21 protein-coding genes are annotated in these 21576 nt (G+C 37.8%); 9 read left to right on the plus strand and 12 right to left on the minus strand.

All coding sequences use genetic code 11. The annotated features are described in order from the left end of the window. A partial coding sequence (locus FJR38_RS00005; protein ID WP_168534721.1) for a CBS domain-containing protein occupies positions 1-400 on the plus strand: 400 nt, incomplete at its 5' end. A gap of 147 nt (positions 401-547) precedes the next feature. Here the strand turns inward: FJR38_RS00005 and FJR38_RS00010 are convergent. Beyond that, on the minus strand, positions 548-982 hold the full coding sequence (locus FJR38_RS00010) for a GxxExxY protein (RefSeq protein ID WP_168498791.1): 435 nt from the start codon (positions 980-982) through the stop codon (positions 548-550). A gap of 164 nt (positions 983-1146) precedes the next feature. On the opposite strand from FJR38_RS00010, the gene FJR38_RS00015 reads away from it, so the two are divergent. Together FJR38_RS00015 and FJR38_RS00020 are read left to right on the plus strand one after the other, a co-directional pair. Next, on the plus strand, positions 1147-2364 hold the full coding sequence (locus FJR38_RS00015) for a class I SAM-dependent methyltransferase (RefSeq protein ID WP_168534723.1): 1218 nt from the start codon (positions 1147-1149) through the stop codon (positions 2362-2364). Positions 2365-2700: 336 nt separating this feature from the next. Then, positions 2701-3579: an NAD(P)-dependent oxidoreductase gene (locus FJR38_RS00020; protein WP_168498787.1), complete on the plus strand. Its 879-nt coding sequence runs from the start codon at positions 2701-2703 to the stop codon at positions 3577-3579. A 49-nt stretch (positions 3580-3628) separates the two neighbouring features. Here FJR38_RS00020 and FJR38_RS00025 read toward each other — a convergent pair whose 3' ends face one another. Then, the gene (locus tag FJR38_RS00025) at positions 3629-4156 is read right to left on the minus strand and encodes a single-stranded DNA-binding protein (RefSeq protein WP_168498785.1); all 528 of its coding nucleotides are present in this window, start codon (positions 4154-4156) and stop codon (positions 3629-3631) included. Positions 4157-4415: 259 nt separating this feature from the next. On the opposite strand from FJR38_RS00025, the gene FJR38_RS00030 reads away from it, so the two are divergent. Next, positions 4416-5531 carry an AAA family ATPase gene (locus tag FJR38_RS00030; protein WP_168534725.1) on the plus strand — a complete coding sequence of 372 codons (1116 nt, stop codon included), beginning with the start codon at positions 4416-4418 and terminating at the stop codon, positions 5529-5531. Next, positions 5518-6060 (plus strand): hypothetical protein, encoded by a 543-nt coding sequence (locus FJR38_RS00035; protein ID WP_168498781.1) that lies wholly within the window; start codon positions 5518-5520, stop codon positions 6058-6060. The genes FJR38_RS00030 and FJR38_RS00035 overlap by 14 nt, the downstream gene beginning before the upstream one ends. Before the next feature lie 213 nt (positions 6061-6273). Here FJR38_RS00035 and FJR38_RS00040 read toward each other — a convergent pair whose 3' ends face one another. From FJR38_RS00040 to FJR38_RS00055, 4 genes are all read right to left on the minus strand, one after another. Continuing rightward, a complete protein-coding gene (locus FJR38_RS00040; RefSeq protein ID WP_168498779.1) occupies positions 6274-7395 on the minus strand; it encodes a Gfo/Idh/MocA family protein in 1122 nt (373 codons plus the stop codon). A gap of 135 nt (positions 7396-7530) precedes the next feature. Then, complete coding sequence (locus FJR38_RS00045) at positions 7531-9888, minus strand: hypothetical protein (protein ID WP_168534727.1); 2358 nt, start codon at positions 9886-9888, stop codon at positions 7531-7533. A gap of 980 nt (positions 9889-10868) precedes the next feature. Further along, positions 10869-11918: an agmatinase family protein gene (locus FJR38_RS00050; RefSeq protein ID WP_168534729.1), complete on the minus strand. Its 1050-nt coding sequence runs from the start codon at positions 11916-11918 to the stop codon at positions 10869-10871. 368 nt (positions 11919-12286) lie between these two features. Then, positions 12287-14515 carry a PAS domain S-box protein gene (locus FJR38_RS00055; RefSeq protein ID WP_168534731.1) on the minus strand — a complete coding sequence of 743 codons (2229 nt, stop codon included), beginning with the start codon at positions 14513-14515 and terminating at the stop codon, positions 12287-12289. A gap of 538 nt (positions 14516-15053) precedes the next feature. Here FJR38_RS00055 and FJR38_RS00060 point away from each other — a divergent pair. Further along, positions 15054-15386 (plus strand): DUF6883 domain-containing protein, encoded by a 333-nt coding sequence (locus tag FJR38_RS00060; RefSeq protein ID WP_168534733.1) that lies wholly within the window; start codon positions 15054-15056, stop codon positions 15384-15386. A gap of 21 nt (positions 15387-15407) precedes the next feature. Further along, positions 15408-15653, plus strand: a complete 246-nt coding sequence (locus tag FJR38_RS00065; protein WP_168534735.1) for a DUF4926 domain-containing protein — start codon at positions 15408-15410, stop codon at positions 15651-15653. A gap of 1 nt (position 15654) precedes the next feature. On the opposite strand, the gene FJR38_RS00070 is transcribed toward FJR38_RS00065, so the two are convergent. The 5 genes from FJR38_RS00070 to FJR38_RS00090 all read right to left on the minus strand — a co-directional run bounded on the left by FJR38_RS00070 (position 15655) and on the right by FJR38_RS00090 (position 19150). After that, a complete protein-coding gene (locus FJR38_RS00070; RefSeq protein WP_168534737.1) occupies positions 15655-16110 on the minus strand; it encodes a HEAT repeat domain-containing protein in 456 nt (151 codons plus the stop codon). A 72-nt stretch (positions 16111-16182) separates the two neighbouring features. Further along, positions 16183-16968 carry a HEAT repeat domain-containing protein gene (locus FJR38_RS00075; protein ID WP_168534739.1) on the minus strand — a complete coding sequence of 262 codons (786 nt, stop codon included), beginning with the start codon at positions 16966-16968 and terminating at the stop codon, positions 16183-16185. 204 nt (positions 16969-17172) lie between these two features. Then, positions 17173-18006 carry a phycobilisome linker polypeptide gene (locus tag FJR38_RS00080; protein WP_168534741.1) on the minus strand — a complete coding sequence of 278 codons (834 nt, stop codon included), beginning with the start codon at positions 18004-18006 and terminating at the stop codon, positions 17173-17175. A 79-nt stretch (positions 18007-18085) separates the two neighbouring features. Continuing rightward, positions 18086-18574, minus strand: coding sequence for a phycocyanin subunit alpha (locus FJR38_RS00085; protein WP_168534743.1), 489 nt, complete (start codon positions 18572-18574; stop codon positions 18086-18088). Positions 18575-18631: 57 nt separating this feature from the next. After that, positions 18632-19150, minus strand: coding sequence for a phycocyanin subunit beta (locus FJR38_RS00090; RefSeq protein WP_168534745.1), 519 nt, complete (start codon positions 19148-19150; stop codon positions 18632-18634). 345 nt (positions 19151-19495) lie between these two features. Between FJR38_RS00090 and FJR38_RS00095 the strand changes: the two genes are divergently transcribed. After that, complete coding sequence (locus FJR38_RS00095) at positions 19496-20188, plus strand: response regulator transcription factor (protein WP_168534747.1); 693 nt, start codon at positions 19496-19498, stop codon at positions 20186-20188. A gap of 167 nt (positions 20189-20355) precedes the next feature. Then, the gene (locus FJR38_RS00100; protein WP_168534749.1) at positions 20356-20496 is read left to right on the plus strand and encodes a hypothetical protein; all 141 of its coding nucleotides are present in this window, start codon (positions 20356-20358) and stop codon (positions 20494-20496) included. Positions 20497-20556: 60 nt separating this feature from the next. Here FJR38_RS00100 and FJR38_RS00105 read toward each other — a convergent pair whose 3' ends face one another. Continuing rightward, positions 20557-21576, minus strand: coding sequence for a hypothetical protein (locus tag FJR38_RS00105; RefSeq protein WP_168534751.1), 1020 nt, complete (start codon positions 21574-21576; stop codon positions 20557-20559).

Genomic DNA, 21576 nt, shown 5'->3' on the forward strand with positions numbered 1-21576 from the left:
AACAGCAGCGGATGCTGTAAACAACGATAGCCCGATTGTCAAAGCGAATTTGAGTTTAAGAGAGTTTGCAGATCAACGGCTCTTAAATGCTCAAGAATACCGTCGTTACTTGGTGACAGATGAGCAAGGACAATTGTTAGGAGCAATATCAGTTGATGACTTGCGAACTATCCCGAATACATTGTGGGCAGAAACTCAAGTCCTCAAAGTCATGAAACCAATCGAGCAGTCTAGCACTGTACAATCGGATCAACCGTTGCTAGAAGTAGTACAGTTACTGGAAACACAAAAATTATCAGCACTGACTGTAATTCGTGATAATGGGTTGTTAGTCGGAATTTTAGAAAAAGCTGCAATTATCAACTTACTTCAGAACAAAGTACAAGCAAAATTTGCATAACGCTTTTCCAATATCCAAATACAAACTCAAAACTGCCATGGAAAGAAAGCAGTTTTGAGTTTTAATTTTGTATAAATACAAATCTTGATTATGAACCACGAAGGCACGAAGGAAGCGAAGGAAGAGAAAGAAGAAGAAGAAGAAGAATTAAGAGGAAAGAATGATTCTCTTAATGCCTTCTTTAAGAATAGGGACGTTAAAGTTAATCAGAAGACCAAGAGGGCAATTAGTCATTTTTAAATAAGAAATAACTTGCGCTTCATGAATAGGAGATAATTTTTCTACAGCCTTCAATTCAACAATTAACGAATCACCAACCAAAAAATCTAACTCACCCTCCCCTATTGGAAAACCCTTGTACTTTACAGCCACCAAATATTTAGATTTATAAGGGATACCACGCAAACGAAACTCCATAGCTAACGCCTCATGATATACCCTCTCCAAAAAACCTGCCCCCAATACCCGATGTACCTCAATAGCCGCTCCAATCACACCATAAGCCAACTTCTCCACATCATCACTAAACCTCCTCATCCTTCTTTCATCTTCCTTCGCTTCCTTCGTGTCTTCGTGGTTCATTCCCTCTTCTCCTAACTAATGCAAAGATCATACCCAAATATCCTTGTTTAAACACCACATCATTAAGAAATTGTAAATATTGCTTGACTAGAGCGATCGCTTAACCCAGTCAGAGTTTGTTTAAAACTAATATTTGAGGGAGTTAATCATTAATTGCAAAATTTATGGATTCCCAAACCGCACTATGTCAAGCCATAGCCCAACGTATTATCACCAGTCCCCAAAAAAGAATTACCTTTGCCGAATACATGGATATGGTGCTATATCACCCAGAATATGGCTATTATTCAAGTGATGTAAAAATTGGCTTTCGGGGGAGTGATTTTTTCACATCTGCCAGTTTAGGGTCTGACTTTGGGGAATTACTCACAAAGCAGTTTTACCAAATGTGGGAAATTTTAGATAAACCTGTACCTTTTTCCTTAGTAGAAATGGGAGCAGGACAAGGTATCTTAGCATCCCATATTCTCAACTATGCAAAGCAACAATACCCAGATTTTTTTGTCGCTATCAAATATATTATTGTTGAAAAATCACAAAGTTTAAAACAAGAACAACAACAACGGTTACAAGATTTTTCTGTAGATTGGTGTAACTTGACAGAAATAGCCCCGAATTCTCTCACTGGCTGCTGCTTTTCTAATGAATTAGTGGATGCTTTTCCAGTCCATCAATTTACTTTAGAGGCAGGGGAATTGCGGGAAATTTACGTCACCATTGGGAATATACAGGAGATAATAGGCAATAGTCCAGAATTAAACCGTGAAATCCAGATCATCCGTGATCCTATATTTATTGAAGTAATAGGAGAACCATCAACACCGCAATTAGCAGCATATTTTAATTTGGTGGGAATTGATTTAAGCCAAAATACTTATGAAAATGGCTATCGCAGTGAAATTAATTTAGCAGCTTTGAACTGGTTGAGTATAGTGGCAGACTGCTTGGAACGTGGGTATGTGTTAACAATTGATTATGGCTACCCTGCTCACCGTTATTATCATCCCAGGCGATCGCAGGGAACTCTCCAGTGCTACTACCAGCATCGTCATCATGATAACCCTTATATCAATATTGGGCAACAAGATATCACCGCTCATATTGATTTTACAGCCTTATCATCTTGGGGTGAACGGTGCGGACTCAAAAATGTTGGTTGGACGCAGCAAGGTTTATTTTTGATGGCATTGGGAATAGGTGAAAGGTTAGCTGCACTCTCTTCTCAACAGCAACCAATATCGCAGTTGCTACAGCGCCGGGAAGGATTACACCAACTCATTAACCCAGGGGGATTAGGTAACTTTGGCGTTTTAGTCCAAAGCCAGGGACTAAGTGAAACAGAAGCATCACAACCACTCCAGGGATTAGTCATACCAGAGTAGAGAGCAGGGAGAAAAGTTAAAAATCTCTTTAACAATCCTGTATCAGTCTTGATTGCACTAGCATGACAGAGATGATTAAAGTCAAAAATCTGCAAAGAGGAATAATTATGACTGCTCATGATCTGTTCGTGCTAGTAACTCTACTATCCCCCGGCATCTTACTTTCCGTAATCATTATGGTGACTTTTGCCGCAGGAGGCTAGTTAGGGAAATGGGGATTAGGGATTAGGGATTGGGGACTGGGTAATAAATTTTTTCCAATTACCCATTACCACTAACAACTGACAACTGACAACTAACAACTAACAACTGACCACTGACAAAGGAACGTGAAACATGAAGGTGGCATTTCTGGGAACTGGATTGATGGGACTACCGATGGCTCAAAGGTTATTAGCAGCCGATATAGAGCTAATTGCCTATAATCGCACCCCAGAAAAATTAGAACCGCTACGAGCAGCCGGAGCGCAAATTGTCACAAAACCGCGCGAAGCAATTCGCTCTGCTGACTGTATAGTGCTAATGCTTTCTAACGCCGCAGCTATTTATCATGTCTTACTTACAGATACTTCTTGGCATACTTTATCAGGACGCAGCATCATCCAAATGGGGACAATTACCCCTCTAGAAAGCCAAGAAATCAGAGATACAGTAGTTGCGGCTGGTGGTGAATATATAGAAGCACCTGTTCTGGGCAGCATTCCCGAAGCTCAAACCGGCAAATTAATTGTTATGGTCGGTGGAGAAGAGGAACAGTATCAACGTCACTTCAAATTATTGCAACACTTTGGAGAAAATCCTGTACATATAGGTGCGGTGGGTTCTGCTTCAACTCTCACCCTTGCACTCAATCAACTGATTGCTTCGCTCACAACTAGCTTTGCTCTTAGTCTAGCGTTTATCCAGTTGCAAGGTATTGATGTTGATTTGTTTATGCAAATTCTGCGCGAAAGTAAACTTTATGCTCCCACCTTTGATCAAAATTTGCGGCGGATGTTAGATGGTAATTATACCAATGCCAACTTACCCACAAAGCAATTGATCAAAGAAATAGATTTATTTATCTCTGAAGCTAAATCCTTGGGTTTGAATCTCAGCAGTATTGAGGGTGTAAGGCAAATCTTACACGCAACCATGAAAATGTCTTATCCAGAAGATGATTATTCATCCGTATTTCCAGCAATTCGGGAATGGGGTGAAGTCAGTGGAGGTTAACAATGGACAATTGACAATTGACAATGAACAATTATCAATTGTCAATTAGCTAAAATGGAATGTCATCTGGATCGGGTTCTTGCGTAACTCCTACAGGGGATGGAGGCTGAACAGGTGCAGGTTGATATGTGGGTTGCGGTGGTGTTACCTGTGGCACTGGGGCTGATGTAGGATAGTTTGATTCATAATTAGTCGGGCTGTAGGTTGGTGGCGCTACAGGAGTTTCATTCACTGGTATAGTTCGAGTAGCTGCTGGTGGTGAACTGGTATAAGCACCTTGTCCGATCGCGTGAATCTTTTGTACTGTTAATTCTGCGCGTTTTTCCTTAAAACCTTCAGGGCGATCAATCGTATTCATTCCTAAGCGCCCTTCAATAATGACGCGATCGCCCTGATGATAACTTTGGTGAATCTCTTTGGCCAAATTTCCCCAACTTACCACTTTCAATGGATGGGAAGGATCATCTGGCTTTGCTCCCGCTACATGAACTATCATTTCTGTAACTTCTAACCCATCTGGTGTATGCCTTAGTTGGGGATTATCGTAAATTTCCGCCATCAAAATACAACTGTTCATCAATTTCTCCTCATTTTCAATACTTTTTCTCGCAGTAAATTTAACTGCACAAGAAAAGTCAAGCATAATTAGTTAAAACAATGATTATACTTATCATCGTCTTTCTATATTACACTTGACAGAACGAGCATTATGTTTTGTCTGTATAGAACAATTGTACTATATCACGGTCTGAACTGTGATTTATATGATTAATTAGATTTATGTGATTATCGTAATGGGCATTATATTATAGTATTTGGTTAGGAGGAAAAGGTTTATGTTAAAGCGTATTTATATTGATAATTTTCGATGCTTGGTAAATTTTGAGCTTAATGTTGACTCAATTAACCTGTTTCTTGGTGGTAACGGAGCAGGTAAATCAACTGTTTTTGAAGCCTTGCGGAAAATTCAAAGTTTTATATTAGGTGAATCAAAATTAGAGTGTATTTTTGATTATTTTGATTTTACTTGCTGGCAAACTTTACCAATTCAACGTTTCGAGTTAGAAATAGATGGTAATGATGGTAAATATAAATATGAACTTGTAGTTGAAGCTAATCGAGATCAAGTCTCTGTTTCATATGAAAGATTATGGTTCAATGGACATCCTTTACTAAAATATGAAAATGGCGATGTACAACTTTTTCGAGATGATTATTCAGAAGCATCAAAATATTCATTTCTTTCATCTCAATCTATATTATCCTCTTTATTACCAAAAAATGACAACAAAAAACTACTCTGGTTTACAAAACGGATAGAGAAAATAATTATTGTACAAATTGTTCCTATTTTAATAAAGAGTGGTGGTGCAGACACAAAATATCTAGGTTCTAAAGCTGAAAATTTTGTTTCTTGGTATAAATACATTTCACAAGATCAAGGGAAAGTTGCTGAATTAATAAATGTTTTAAAAGAAGTTTTAGATGGTTTTATTAGTTTTAAGTTTGAGCAAATAGGAGAAAAATATGTTGGTTTGAAATTAAAATTCACATCAAATTCAGAAGATAAAAATACTATTGATTATCATTTTGGTGCATTATCAGATGGACAAAAAGCACTAATAATATTATATACACTAATTTACGGCATGAAATCAGAAGATTATACATTATGTATTGATGAACCAGAAAACTTTTTAGCACTTCCAGAAATTCAACCTTGGCTACTTCAACTGTATGATTTTTGTGATGAAGGAAAACTACAAACTTTATTAATTTCACATCATCCTGTATTAATTAATTATTTACTAGCTTCACCTATAGGATATTGGTTTGAGCGCCAAAGTAATACACCTGTAAGAGTCAAAAAAATTAGTAATAAAGAGGCTGACAACTCTGGACTAGCCATTTCAGAATTGATTGAAAGGGGATGGCTATATGACCCAGCGTAGATTACAGATTACTATATTGTGTGAGGATAAACAACAAGAAATTTTTGCTCGTCATTTCCTAAAAACAAGAGGATTTACCGGAAATATTAAACCTAAAATCTGTCTAGAAGGAGCAGGTGAGCAGTTCGTTAGAGATAATTATCCTAAAGAAGTCAAAGCATATCGTAGCAAAAATTATCGTTCAGGAATGCTTATTGTTTTAATTGATGCAGATAAAAAAACAGTAGAAGAAAGACTACAGCAATTAGATGATGCACTTATAGAAAATTCACAACAACTTCGTCAACCGAGTGAAGCGATCGCAGTTTTTGTACCCAAAAGAAATATTGAAACTTGGATACATTATCTACAGGGTGAAAATATTGATGAAGAAAAAGAATATACAAAATTGAAAAAGCAATCTGATTGTAAACCCTATGTTGAGCAATTAGTAAACCAGTGTTATCAAGGTAATTTAGATGATAATGCACCAGCTTCTTTAAAAGCTGCTTGTGGAGAATTACAAAGAATATTACCATTACATGGATAAGTTTGTGCTGCAAAATTTCCAACCCACTTCATAACAATCTAACGAGGTACAAATTCATCTGCGTTTATCTGCGTTTATCCTCTTCCATCTGCGGTTAATTCTTCACTTCTTGTACCTCACTGAAATGGGAATTGCTATAAGCAAAATGTGTGAAGAGTTCCCAGTCAAAGACTGGGAAGGCTTTTTTGCTGCAACCCCAAATTAGAGATGTTTCTAAGACTTACCGGCAGGTGGAGCAGCATGAATCAGTTCTGGTTTCTCTTCAACCGCAGGACGCTTAATAGTTTGATCCGATGTCGGACGTTGATCACGATCATAATTGTTTACTTGTACAGGCTGACCTGTCTCTATTGATTGGTACAGTGACTCAATAATGTGAACATCGTTCAATCCTTCTATTCCCGATGGTTCTGGATCTCGATTTTGGAGAATGCAATCGGAAAAATATGTAAATTCTGCGGCTAATTGATCATGCGGACCAAAGGTGCTTTCTTGAGTTTCACCATTAATAGTCAGGTAATTCTTAATTTCTCCCTGCCAAGCATAAGCAGATTCTAGACGAATATCGCCTTTAGTACCGACAACTTGGTAATTGGAAACTTTTGCCCCTCCAAAGCTACAGGTAAACGTTGCTAGTCGCTCATGGGGAAAGCGGAGGATGACACTAGTCATTTCTTCTACTTCGTTGAACCGTTCTTCTCCTTTAGACGCAGCTACAGCAAACACTTCAGTTGGTTCATCTTGAAACAGATAACGGGCGGCATTAATGCAGTAAATACCAATATCGTAGAGAGTCCCTCCACCAGTATGTTCTTGTAAACGAATATTTCCCTCTTCTACTTGTTGGGAGAAAACAGAGTTGAAAAGCCGTGGTTCACCTATTTGACGCGATCGCACAATTTCGACAGCCCGCAAATTTCCTGGTTCTAGATGTAATCTATAAGCAATCATCAATTTTATAGCATTGTCATTGGCGGCTTTATTCATGATATCGCACTCTTTTTCGGTCATGGCCATTGGCTTTTCACAAAGTACATGAATGGCCTGATTAGCCGCCCGCACGGTATATTCACAATGTAAGTGATTAGGTAATGCAATATAAACAGCATCTACTAAGCCGCTTATTAGACAATCCTCATATTCCTCATAAGAATAAGTATGCTCAATGCCATATTGTTGACTGAGTTCTTCACGTTTTAGAGGATCATCGGAAACCAAAGCCACTAATTCCGAGTTTTCAGCATGAGCAAATGCAGGTAAAGCAGCCTCTTGTGCAAACCAACCCAAACCAACAACAGCATAACGAATTTTCTGCTTTCCGTTTGTAGCTCTCATTTTTTGACCTCTTGATGAAAAACTTGTTTAAAAAATCATTCTTTTACGGTGATGAAGTTTTTCCAGTATTCCATCATACTGATGAGAGAATTTATATGCTATTTAGGAGTAGAGACTCTTAACCAAAAGGAGTAATTATTTAAATCGTTGATGAGATTTTGACCAAATTTCTAGACTATAGCCCTGTTTTTTTTCTACCAATAATGCTAGAGATTGTTCATTAGTAAGTTGAGCGATCGCTATCAGATTTTTCTGGTTTTGACGAGTGAAATCACTGTAAATTACTTTACCATCCGCCGACAAAATCAGAGTCCGGGGACGTACTTGATCTTGTAATTGCTCTGAGTTATCATCCTCTAATTGATTCTGATTTAATGATGCGATCGCCATACCAGAAATAGTCAATACTATCTCTGGCTGATTATTATTAGTTAAATCAACTAACTGAACTGGCCAATCACCCATTTTTTTCTGCATCTCCTGTAAATTAGGAACAGCATCCCCAATAATCTCTCCTGACTCTTGTAAAGTCCGCCATATAATTGGTAATATTAACTCGACCAATTGCTGTTTTTGTTGATATAAATTATTCACTGATACCGGCGATGGTTCTACCCATTGCAATGCAGCCGCACTTAGAGCTAAAGGTTGAGGTTGGAAAGATTTAACTTTACTTTCCAAAACAGCATCACCGGACATTAACAGCCGCAAACCTTGATCCTGAACTTGCACAGCTTGAATAATTGCAGTCGTTGCTTCCTGTTTTCCTTCAGCATTCCAGACAATAATTTGCATATTTGGATCAGAACTAATACCTAAAACTTTTCTCCAAAATTGTCGAGGTTGATTTTTCAGTTTGTCAAAATTAGTAAACGGATAATATAACCAATTTGTACCATTCTGAAATGCACTAACTTCTACCTGATACCAAGCTTGATTATTAGCTATATTCAAATCAGTTTGCAGAGATATGGGCAACCAATCCCGTTGATTAATCTGATTAATTTGTTGTACAGTTCCCACAATCTGACTTGCATGAGAATTAGTAGTATCATCATCCAGTTGAGTTAATAAACCTTGAATATAGTTCAAAGTTTCCGAGTTAATATTTGGTTGGGCTTTTAACCAAGTATTAGTTCTTTCTTCCCCTCGTTGCACTTTGAAGATGAGTGCTACCCAAGCTAAAACCGCTCTCCGATTAGGATTTAGTCGCAAAGCTACAGAAACACGATTCCAAATTCTTCCTTTATCTGTTTGCAGTAAATTAGAAATTTCTTCATGAGCATAAGGCGATTTTTCCAATACCTGTAAAGCTTTTTCCCAACGACCATCAATAATATCTGCAATTATTTTTTGACTGGGACTAGCCCAATTTTTGTCTGCTTGAATTTTCGTTAATTCGGAATGTAACCGGATCACATCTATTTGCGCCTGTGCTGCCCAGGGGAAAGGCTGTTTCCGCTGTTTTTCTAAAGATTGTAACCAGGCAAAAGCAGGAGTCCATAATCCATTTCTGGCTAATAATACAGACTGTTGAAAACCAAATTCTGCAACTGCGGGTTTTCGGAAACTAATTGCTTCCAGATAAATAGAATTAGTAACTAACTGACCAGGTTGGACTTGATAAACTTGCAAATTTGGTTCTAAGCCCACAGTTTGATCAATAACTAACTCTTTTGTCTCATTACCTGTTATCTGTTGCCATTTGGGTAATTGCCCGTTACGGGTTTTCCAAAGTAACATCTGCTGTAAGGTCTTTAATGTAGGATTATAGTGGACAATTTGACCATAGGCGATCGCCTCATTGTTATTTTTGGATTCACCTTGTAAATAAAACCAAAACCCCGCTGAAAGGTTAGTATCTGTAATAGCTTTCACTTCAGTTAAAGGTAAATGCACCTTTGCTTCCTGATTTTCTGAAGCTGAAATAAATTCAACTTTAGGGGATTCTACGAAAGATTTAGATAGACCAATCACAGGTAATTGGCTAATTAAATAGTAGTATTTTTCCAACTGAAATTTATATTCTAAATCCTGAGAACGTTTATAAATCCTTAGTTCTACCAATTCCCGACAATGAGATTGACAATTAGTGCGTTCTTGAAAAATTGGCATTAAAAAAGTATCTTCTGATTTCTCATCTAAGGGGAGGATTTCCCCAGATATGCGTTTTTCTTGACTCAAGCTGAGTTGAATCACTGGGAGTGTTTCTGGTAATTCTTGCTTACCCGCTGATATTTCTGCCCATTTTGGTAAATATTTATTCAGCCAGTTAACTTGAGCCGGATTGAAAATAAACAGAATACTAATCCAGCCAAAGCCGATAATTATACCGCTACTACTTAACAAAAGACTTAGCGCCAAACTAGATAATAACCAACTTCGCCATTGAGAATGTCTTGGCGTTTTTTTACCACTCTTTTCCTTCATACCTTGGGGAGGCTGATTAATTCTCGTGGCTTTTGTCTTGAGTTTACGCGGTTTATTGGTCATCTGACTATAACTAGCACTGGAAATTTTAGAACTTGTCTAAAGTTGTCAAGTTTAAATTTTGACAAACTTAGGACAATTTTGCCAGTGTAATCGGGTAAAACTTAAACCTTCCTCAAAATACGTAAGTAGTCGTGCCAAATAAATTGTATATTTGGGCAAGGGAACAGGGAATAGATAAGGAATACAGAGATTTTTGTTTGTACTAGGGACTTCCAAATAAAAAAACACTCAAACCCTTATTCCTCTGAGCCTCTGCGGACGCACGCTACGCTAACGTTAATCTGGATAATTTATTTCTTGGAAGTCTCCTAAAAATATCGCCGTTGTGTACTAGATGTAATTCTACTCCTAGTGGTCTGTCAAGCGATCGCATCAAAACACCTGAAGCTACTACTTAAGCTGTAGCAAGTTTAGAAAAATTTTAGCAAGCCTTAAATAAGCAATAAAAAAGGTTTGGCTAACAACCAAACCTTGACTTAAATCCAGTGCATAACAACATCCCGAATTAATTTAACCTGGATGATATATTTTTAGCATCTTCCTTTAGTATGTATGCAAATATCCTCAAACCTGATAAGAAATCTTGTCCATAGCCAAAAATAAAGGACGGGTTTTATCCCGTCCGCAATCATAGCTTGAAAGTGGTAATACACCTTTAAATCTCAAAAAATATCATGAATAAGATTGAATAGGTTGTCAGGAGAACAAATGCAGTCAACAACAAGAACTTTGACTTAGTTCTTGCCTTTTGTGGCTACTATTATTCATCCATGCAATCTTTTAAATCTATCATAGATATTTTGATTTGTAATGCCAAAATGCCGAATAGTAATTATTAAAATGGCGTTGCTGATAGCCTGCGTGGCGATAGCCATATTGAGGTATGAAATTCCTAAATTGAACCTTTAAAACTCTTACCTTTGCGTCTTTGCGCCTTTGCGTGAGACTAAAATTCATACCCTTAATCAGCAACGCCAAATTTACCTATCATCTCCTTGATGGGATAAATCCAGAAAATTTGCTAACTTGTAAACTATTCGCGCACCCACATTACCATCCCATTCACCATTACCAACTTCGCAGACATCAAAACCAATAATTTTCTTACCACTATTTACCAATTCTCGGAATAGACAATAAACTTGTTCTAATTCCAGTCCACCGGGAACAGGAGTACCTGTACTGGGGCAAAGTTTAGGATCTAAACCATCAATATCGAAGCTAATATAAACCTGTTCTGGTAAATGATTGATAATTTCTCGACATAAATCAATCCAAGTTTTCCCAGCATATAGCTGTTGTTTAATAGCTGCATCATAATAACCAATAATCCGCTCATCAGATTGATTAATTATTTGTACTTCATCATGACAAATATCCCGCACACCTACCTGTACCAACTTAGAAATTTGGGGAATTTTCATGGCATTAAACATAATAGAAGCATGGGAAAATTCAAATTCCTCATAGGCATTTCGTAAATCAGCATGGGCATCAATATGTAAAATTCCCCAGTTATCATATTGAGTAGCTAAAGCTTGGAAATAACCTAATGGTGAACTGTGATCACCACCAATAACAGCAACTCGTTTCCCATGATTCATTGCTGCTTGCGACTGGGTAAATAACCATTGATTTACCTGTTCTCCCGCTTGGTTAATTGCAGCCAGTATGGGGGTTAAATCAGGGGAATCTGTGAGAGGTTGACCTTGGGCTTGACGTTCAATAATTTTAGCTGCTTGTTGACGATAATAGTTATTTTTTTCGATCATATCTTGGGGAATTTCTACCATAAAAATTCCCTGTTTCCAACCATCAGGATGATCAAAATCAAATAAATCTATTTGCCGTGAAGCATTTAAAATTTGCTGTGGTCCGTTAGCTGTTCCTGCACCATAGGAAACAGTAACTTCCCAAGGTATAGGAAAGATGATTAAATTAGCAGAATCGTAGTTATCAGGTAATCCCAGGAAATTACCATTTATTTCGGCTACGCTGTTGGGATTATAGTTTTCAAAGGAGTTGTTCATATTGAAAATTAGTGATGATTAGGGTTTAATACTTAATTTTATCAGCATTTTTTTTTAATACCAAAAAATTTAAAAAAATGCTGATGAGAGTGATGCAGTGGATTAAACTTTTTGTAAGCAGAGCGATAATTGCATAGAAATTCGATCTAAGTGTTAGGTTATGTTATGTTATTTTATTCTCTCTTTGAGAATGAAATAGCCCTGCTATCTACACCAAATTGTAACGCTTGGGCATTTGGTTATGCTTTAATAGAGTATTGGACGCAATATCTAACGATTGAACAATTGCGAACCAGATTTAATTATTATCTTCAGCCGTGAAAAATTAGAGTATGTAAAGGCTGTAATAAATTAGACTAGACCCTCATTTAGATGATAGGCAATGTAACGGTGACGGTTGTACCATGATCAGATTCACTCATAATATTTAAACTGCCTCCATGTAAATCTACACATTTTTTTACAACCATCAAACCTAAACCTGTACCGGGAATATTGCGGACATTTTTACCACGATGAAATGGTTCAAATAATTGATTTTGATCATTTATAGAAATACCAATTCCTTGATCACAAATTTTAATTATTACTTCTTTTTCTTGAAAAATAAGATAAAAATCAACTTGAGTATTTTCCGGTGAATATTTAATAGCATTTGATAACAAATTTCCTAAAATAGAACGTAATAACTTTTCATCTAAATATGCTTGTTCCCTATTTCCTTCCCAAACAAAATTAATTATATGTTCAGAACCATCACTAAGTCTAATTTCTTCAACAAATTGACGACAAAACTTTTCTAAATCTAACTGTGTGGGATTAAATTCTAAATTACCTGTTTCTGCACGATTAATAGTTAAAATATCATCTAGTAGTTGAACCATATTTTTAATAGAATCTTGAATGCGGCGTAAATTGCGAGTTCTTTTTTGGTCATCTTGCCAAGCATGGGGAGAATTTTCTAGCAATTGAGCAGCAGCTAAAGCTGTACTTAGTGGGGTGCGAAATTCATGGGATGCCATTGAGAAAAAGCGAATTTTCATGGCACTTAATTCTTTTTCTTTTTCCAATGCTAATCGCACTTCTTCTAATCTTTTGCGTTCGGTGATATCACGAGAATTGACAACAATTCTTGTTAGTTCTGAATCATCAACAAATTTCTGACTAATAGCTTCTAAAGTCCGCCAAGAACCATCTTCATGACAATAGCGAAATTCTACAGGTAGGGGAACATCTGGATTTTTAATTGCATTGGTAATGTGATAGCAAGTTGTCACAAAATCATCAGGATGAATCGCCGCAAAGAAATTTTGATCAATCAAATTAGCAGATTGATAACCTAAAACTTTTTCTACCGATGGACTAATATATTGAATAGTGCCATCTGTATCGAGAATAGTAATAACATCAAGAGCATTTTCGATGAGTGAACGAAATCTTTCTTCACTCCGTCGCAAAGCCTTGCCAATTCTTTTCCTTTCAGTAATATCTGCGACAACTGCTACTATACCGCTAATTATTCCCATAGTATTGCGGAGAGGAGCAGCGGAGAAAACAATATCAATTAATGAACCATCTTTTTTATATCGGCTTACTTCCAAGCTCGGAGGTGTGATACCTTCAATCACATTTTGTTTAATCTTTTTATATTCTTCCAAATCTTCAGAAATGACCGGGTTAGGCTGATCTAATACTTCTATTTCTGTCCAACCAAACATCCTTTCTGCTGCTGGATTCCAGATTTTGACATTGTTATTTAAATCTAGGGTAAAAATAGCACGAGGTGATGCTGCAATGAGAGATTGGAGAGTTTGATTGGTGTGATTTAAAGCAACTTCGGTACGTTTACGTTCAACAATTTCTGCTCGTAAAGAATTATTGGTTTTAGCTAATTCTTCTGTGCGTTGTTGGACTCGGTTTTCTAGTTCTATATTCAGTTCTTGTAGTTGTTCGTAGAGTTCTGACTGTTGAATTGCGATCGCTACTTGATTCGCTAATTGTACCATTAATTCAACTTCCCAAGGTTGCCATTCACGGGTTTTTTCACATTGGTGAGCAATCAACAAACCCCAAAGATAAGGTTGAGAATGGGGGACAACTTCCCGAACTTCTTGCAATATTGGGACTACTAATTTAGCTTTGACACCAAACTGTTTCACAAATTCTGCTAAACATGGCTCAATATCACCGTGATTAATATCGGTAATAGCGCGAGTTTTTCCTTGAGTGTAGGCTTGATGATATTCTCTAGGAAAGACTTCTGCCGGAAATGTTTCTCCCAAAATACAAGGATAATCAGGTGATACAGTTTCGGTAATCGCGCTACCTGTGCCATCTTCCCAAAGCCGATAAATCAGCACTCTGTCAGCTTGGAGAAACTGTTTTACTTCTGCAACTGTGGTGACTAGCACTTTATCTAAGTTCAGAGATTTGCGAATTTGGTGAGCTATTTGACTAACTAAACGTTCTCTTTCTGTTTGCTGTCGGAGGATATTTTCTGCTTGTTGTCGTTGAGTTATTTGTCTTTGCAGGAGGTAGTAAGTTGTGAACAGGGTGATGATAAATAATCCAATTGCAACACCTAATGGATTGAGCATAAGGAAGGGGTTTAGGATGATGATAACTCGGCTGGAGAATTGTTAGAGGCTGTTTTAAAGTATACGGATACACCCTCAAAAATCGTTTATGAGCGCATTTAGCAATTTGTTTTAACACTGCACTTCAAATGTGATAGGACTTACGCATAAGTGAGAAAAAATGAACCACGAAGACACGAAGGACACGAAGAAAAGATAGTTTCAGAGAGTTTTTGCGTAAGTCGTGTGTGATCGCTATTATCTGCCTACGGTAAAAATACAATTTAGATAAATATTTTCCAAGTCTCTGCAAATCGTAAATTATCCCCCCTGAAAGAAAAAATCCACATCTGATATTATTTAGCGAACATATATATCGAGGATTATTTGTGATTAAAAACGATATCTGGATTACCAGAAGTCTTGAATTCCTTGCTGCAACTAGAGAGTGCAACATAGTCCAACTTTCAATTTAGCAACGCCATATTTCCCTGTTGTAGGGAAAAGCCTGGTGACATTCAGTCCGGTTTCAAAAAAATATTCATACTTAATTTTAACGATGAAAATCCCAAATAGCGATCGCGCAGTAATTGAACCATCCAAGCTGACTGAGTATTTGCTGAATACTGAACATAAACGTGGTGGGACAAAAGCGAAATTACTACTCCAATTTGGTTATTGTCCTAATAACTGGCAGCAGCTAGAATCAGATATCCGTAAGTTTCATCTAACTGTAGATGTTAATCTGATTAAAGAAACTGCTTATGGTACAAGATATGAAGTGAGCGCAAATCTGCTTACCCCTATCAACAGGCTACTGCTTGTTAAGACAGTCTGGCAAATAGATACAGGTACAGATTTTCCGCGATTGATCACTTTATTTCCTGATTAGCAAGCAATATTGGAGGCTGCAATGAATTTCACTCTTTACTCAGATGTAATCTTATTGCGTGATCTTCCCGAAGATAATGTATATGCTGGAGACATTGGCACAGTAGTTGAACAACATGATGTTCCCGGACTAGAAACAGGCTACAGCGTTGAGTTTTTCGATATGCTTGGCAATACTGTGGCAATTGTCACATTACCAATGAGTTGTTTTCGCTTACCAACTCGTGCCGATAGACCCGCAGTCAGGTTAATGGCTAATATGGCGTAATTTACACATTCAATATCATCCTAATCCTTTCTTTAACTACCCGATCTGATTCTTGCCTCATAGCTTGGTAAAGAATAGTATTAATTTCCTTTGTAGCAATTCCTCCCAGAGAAACCGCAGCCGCATAACGCAACGCCCAATCTTCAGCGTTTAATAAAGCCCAAGAAAGCTTATCAATTGCCTTTTGCTTCTTTTCTGGGTCGGTAGTGGAAATCACCATCTGTTCTAAGCCCCTAGCTGCCACTCGACGCACATTTCCTTGACAGTGATTAGCAACTTCTACACCTACCACATCTACTAGCAAATCTAAAGCCAGATCATCACCAAGATCAGCGAGAATGCGGATAATCCGTGCCTGTATATTTTGATCTGGGCAAATGTGATAAGCCTCTATCAACGATTCCACACTGAGGAATGCAAGTTGGTCTAATGTTATGTCTGTTGGTACATTTATCATAATTGGTAGTTACATTTTTAACTAATTTTTTTCTCACGCAGAGACGCAGAGGAACAAGAGTGTTTGATTTATTTAAAGTTGTATTAAAAGTTGATCAATTATTTGAAATAGGGTTTGAGTTGCTTGTTGTTTTTCTAACTCTGAGATATCGCTTTCTAATACTGTCTCTAAAATCCGTTTTAGGTTTAACAGTTTAAGACTATTACCAACTTTTGCTTGCACAATTGCTTCAGCCGCTTGTATGTGACCAATTGCCCCTAAATCAAAGGCCGCAGCCCAGCGTAAATAGGGATTTTCATGGTTAAGATTTTCAATGATGCGTTCTAGATATTCCGGTTTTTGGGTGATGAGATAAAGATAACGCGCCGCAGCACATTGAACTCGTTCTGAGGAATGCTGTAAAAATGGCTCAACTAAAGGACGTGCTTCTATTACCCGTAATTCTCCCAAGGCTTCAATTAAAGCTTCGTAGGGTTGGGATTTACCAGATTGTAAAAGTGTTAATAGGGGAAAAGCAGCAGTGGAATCTCCAATTTTCCCTAAAGCCTCAATGACAACTTCCCGAAATTGCTCATCTTCATCACAGTTTAGGGCATCTAGTAAGGCGGGTACTGCTTGAATATTTTTGAGTTGTCCTAAAGCGCGAGCAGCTTGACGACGTAAGGGATAGCCACCTTGAACTGTGCGATAACGGACATCTTGGAGTTGCTGACAAAGTGCTGCACAAGCTGACTGAATTTGATGTTTTCCCAACCACCAAGCAGCGTAATAACGAATTTGATTATCTTCTGCATCTAGGGCAGAAATGGCACTTTCAGCAGAGAGAATGGGTTCAGGAGAAGAAGTAGTAACAACCATGTCAGAATGAGGATTTACAGGATTAAAGGATGAACAGGATCACTTGAAGTAAAGGTAATTAATTTATCCTGTTGATCTAATAGACACATGGATCGAATTTTAATATGCGTTATTCAGAATCCTTGTAGAGACGTTCCATGGAACGTCTCTACATTCTTTTTCACCAGATTTATAATTGGTAATTTTACCGATCACCAATCACTTTTAAACAGGATTTATGCTGATAATTTTGCCGCCTTGTTTGTGAATTTGCTGATACCGTTGGGATAGTTGATCAAACGGTACAGTGTACACCTGTCGGCTACGACGTACTGCTACCTGAGTACCAACACCACCAGCCACTACTTCTATTACGTACAGTCGCTGGTCTCCACGAGCAGCAGAACTATTTAACTGTCCCACACCAAGTGCAGATGCAAATCTAATAGATGTGATGGGAGGAATGATAACATTAGGCAGATTCATTGCCAGTTGTTGTCGTAACCGGGGGCTTTTTGAGCCAGCATTATCGCTGTTTCCATTACCCCGATACAGTGTAAATAAGCGGTTGAATCCTACTTGTTTCATGCCAGGAATTGACTTGAACCCTCGGAAGTAGGGAACTGTGGAATCACCAAAGGCATTGGTATATTCTATGCTATCAATGTAAGAGTCTATTTCTGCATCATAACCTTGAGCCGCATAGATATCTACATGATGAGCAATTTCTGACTGATCATAGGGAGCGCGTCCCAGTAAGTGCTTATAATTCAGTTCAATGAAACGAATTTGGGAGTTGCTATAAAAAAATCGCTCTTTGTAAAATTCGGATTTTGCTAATGTTTGCACAAATTGGCGCACGCTGATTTTACCATTGCGAAGCATTGATTCTGCACTAGCAAAAGTTCCGCCAATATAAACTCTTTCACGTCCAAATATGTGTTCGTAAGCAGATTTGAATACCTGCTGTAATTCGTCTTCGCTGTAATTAGGACGCAGTTCAGCTTTTATGTCTAAAACCGCACTGATGCCTAATCTCTGTTCCATTGAAAGGGTCATGGTTTAAACTCCTTATGATCAAATAAGGGGAAAAGAAAGTATTTTTCCCTTTCCCCTTATTTGTTTAACTTGTAAATTTTTAGCTCAATGCGTTGATAGCATAGTTGAGGTAAATATTCGCTTCTCCAGCAACATCACCTGATAAGCCATTGTTGTCGCGGACAAATTCTAATGCGGCTACATACCAACTGGGAGATAAACCCAAAGCAGCATTAAATTCTTTTACGCCTGCAACTACATATTCGTCTAGGGGTCCTGTGCCACCAACCACGCAGCAATAGCTGATGGTGCGGAGGTAATGGCTGATGTCACGAACGCACTTGGATTTGCCTTCGGGGGTGGAAGCGTACTGAGAACCCTGCATTTGGGTGGTGTAGGGGAATTTTTTGTAAACGTGGTTAGCAGCAGCTTCTGCCCATGCTTGACCGTTTTGGTTAAAGGCTTTAGCAGCATTCAATCCAGCTTGAGCGCGGTTGAAACGACCGAAAAGAGATTGTACTTCTGTGTTGCCTAAGTATGCGCCACGAGAATCAGCAGCAGCAATAGCCTCGGTTAGAGGGGTCTTCATAGTTAAAGTTCTCCTGAAAATGTTTTATGGATGATCAAGTCAAAATTCAATTTAAAATTAAGCAACTGCTGCTGCTGCACGATCAAAGTAACTAGCTACTTCAGACATTAAACTGCTGCAATCACCACGGGTAATACCTTTGCTATCATTAGCAATAGCGATCGCGGCATCTTTCATTTTACCAATGCCGGAAGCGACGGTGTTACCTGGTGTTCCTAATGCTTGATAGGTTTCGCGCAAACCGTTCAAACAACGATCATCCATAGTGCTGGCATCTCCAGTAGCTACGGAATAGGTAACATAACGTAAAATGAAGCCTAAGTCACGAATACAAGCTGCTTGGTTGCGGTGGTGGAAACAAGCGCCGCCAGGACCAAATACGTTGGGTTGTTCAGCTACTAATGCCCGATAAGCATTGGCTGTAATTGCGGAAGCGTTGCTGGTTAAACGGTTTACTACATCTAACCGTTTGTTGCTGTCTGCAACCATAGCAGAGAGAGCATTAATTTGATCATCAGTCAAATATGCGCCTTGGCGATCGCTTTGTTCAACTACTCTAGAAAAAGCATCAAGCATCTTCAATTTCTCCTAAACTGTCAGGTTTTGCCTGGGTTGTAGCGGCGGTGGCGTTTCTTTCACCTGCCTTTGTTAAGGAGATTAAGGGGTCAGGTGTAAATAAATAGGTAAGGAAATAGTAAATAAATCGGAAAGATTAGGATAAAAGCAAAAATTGTAACAATTCGCAATCAAGTTTGTAAAGAAGTATTGCAAATTTAAAAGAAGTATTTTGTGTTCACAGTGGGGAAAAGGTCTAATTTTTGCAGATTTTATGGCGGAAATATCCTAATTTATCCGCGAATAGATATAGCTATTTTCCTGTAAAGTAATTACTAAGTTTTAATTTCTATTCATCTACATCTAATGAGGATTCTTTTAGTTGAAGACGATATTCGTTTAGCAGAAACTTTAGCAGAAGCACTAAGCGACCAACTCTATATTGTTGATATTGCTGCCGACGGAGAAGTTGCTTGGGATTGTACTAAAGCCCTAAACTATGATTTACTGCTGTTAGATGTGATGCTACCAGAAATTGATGGTATTACTTTATGTCATCGGTGGCGATCGCACGGTTATCAAATGCCGATTTTGATGATAACAGCCTGTGATACAATCAGCAACAAGATTAATGGATTAGATGCTGGAGCAGATGACTACATCATTAAACCTGTTGACTTAGGTGAATTATTTGCGCGGATTCGGGCTTTATTACGTCGAGGTAATACAAACTCCACACCTATATTACAATGGGGAGATTTAAAACTTAACCCTAGCACCTACGAAGTCAGTTATAGAAATAATTTCCTCCATTTAACACCTAAAGAATACAGTCTTTTAGAATTACTATTGCGAAATGGTCGGCGAGTTCTCAGTCGCAGCATGATTATCGAAAATCTGTGGACAAGCGAAACATCTCCCGACGAACATACTATTAAAGTTCATCTGAGAAGTGTCCGCCAAAAACTCAAAGCAGTTGGCGCACCTGAAGATTTTATTGAAACCATGCACGGTCTAGGATATCGTCTCAAATCACCAGACCTTTTGCAAAGTTGTTGATTTCAAACCTGTCCTCAAAAGGCAATTTCCGGGGATTTGGTTTTTTGCTGTGGTTAGAAGTGGGATAATGGCTACTAATGCGATCGCTCCAGTACAGCAACATTTACAATAAATTTAGAGATGTTTGGTGAAAATGTCTCTACAAAAATCCATACAAACGACTAAATATGACTTATATATCAGAAAATTTATTACAAATTGGTGAAGTTGTTTTACTTACTCCCAAACAACCGCAAGTTCCACAAATTGCCGACAAAATTACAGCAATGATGGAAGATGCAGGTTTAGAACAAGGATATGGAAAATAAGGTGTCTGGTCACTGCTTGCTATAAAAAATAATTAGTTTAATTCAACAAATGTCTATCTATTAATTAAACAAAGTTCTTTCAATTGGAACTCCTAATTTTTCAGATAAATCTAATACATTATTGCTAAAGTCAGCCGCTCCAGCAACAACATTAAAAAGCATACCACTTATGGTTAATAAACTCATTATTCTGGCTTTGATTCTTTGGGGTTTTAGCTTCTCGGGTTTTGTAATATCTTCCTCTAAGTCTTCTAAATGTACCATAATCTCTTCACGCTTCTCTTCTGGAAATTCTTGAGCCATTTCGCGCAGAGAAGTAATTATCTTAATAATTTCATCACTGTTTTGACCAATATTTTGTGAAAAGTCAGAAGATACTTGACGTGCATTATCTTTCACTTGATTAGCAAAGTTTCCTATGTTTGATCCACGCAGATCATTATTAAAGGTGTCAGAGTTTGATTGACTTTCTGATGATGAATTTTGCATCTGTGACTGACCTACGTTAATTTGAATAAAACTACTATAATCATGTTTACCAGCAATTTGCTTTTCTTGCTGTGTAAAATTTATACCTTCACCAATAATACCATCTTTTTCTAGTTTCACTGACCAGCGAAGGATTACATCTCTTACAGATTCTACAATTCTTTTTATACTTGCACTACTTATGCTAATTTTAATTGGTGCATCCACAGTAGCAATTAATACTGACTCTAATTCAGGTGACAGTTGTAAGTGCAGCCCATTTTCCCCACTATCAATTAAAGCAACTAACTCACTAATAGATTGACGAATTGAAGGACTGCAAGCTGTTGTATAAAGTGCGAGAGTGTATTCGTCATGTCCTACTATTGGCTGCCATCCATGATATTGATTCCACCCCCTTATTGTTCCTGCAACTTTTCGGTAATCAGGTATTGGCTGATCTTGATAGCCTTTAAGTTCCAATTCAATCCATTCCTGCAACTCTGTAATATTCAATTTTGTCGCAACAATTAAGGCTTTGCGAAGTAAATCGAGAACAGATACAGAAGGATTATAAGCTTCTTGCTGTAAGTCTTGAATTGGTGAACTCAT

Source organism: Anabaena sp. UHCC 0253 (genome assembly GCF_009712085.1).
Lineage (GTDB): Bacteria > Cyanobacteriota > Cyanobacteriia > Cyanobacteriales > Nostocaceae > Dolichospermum.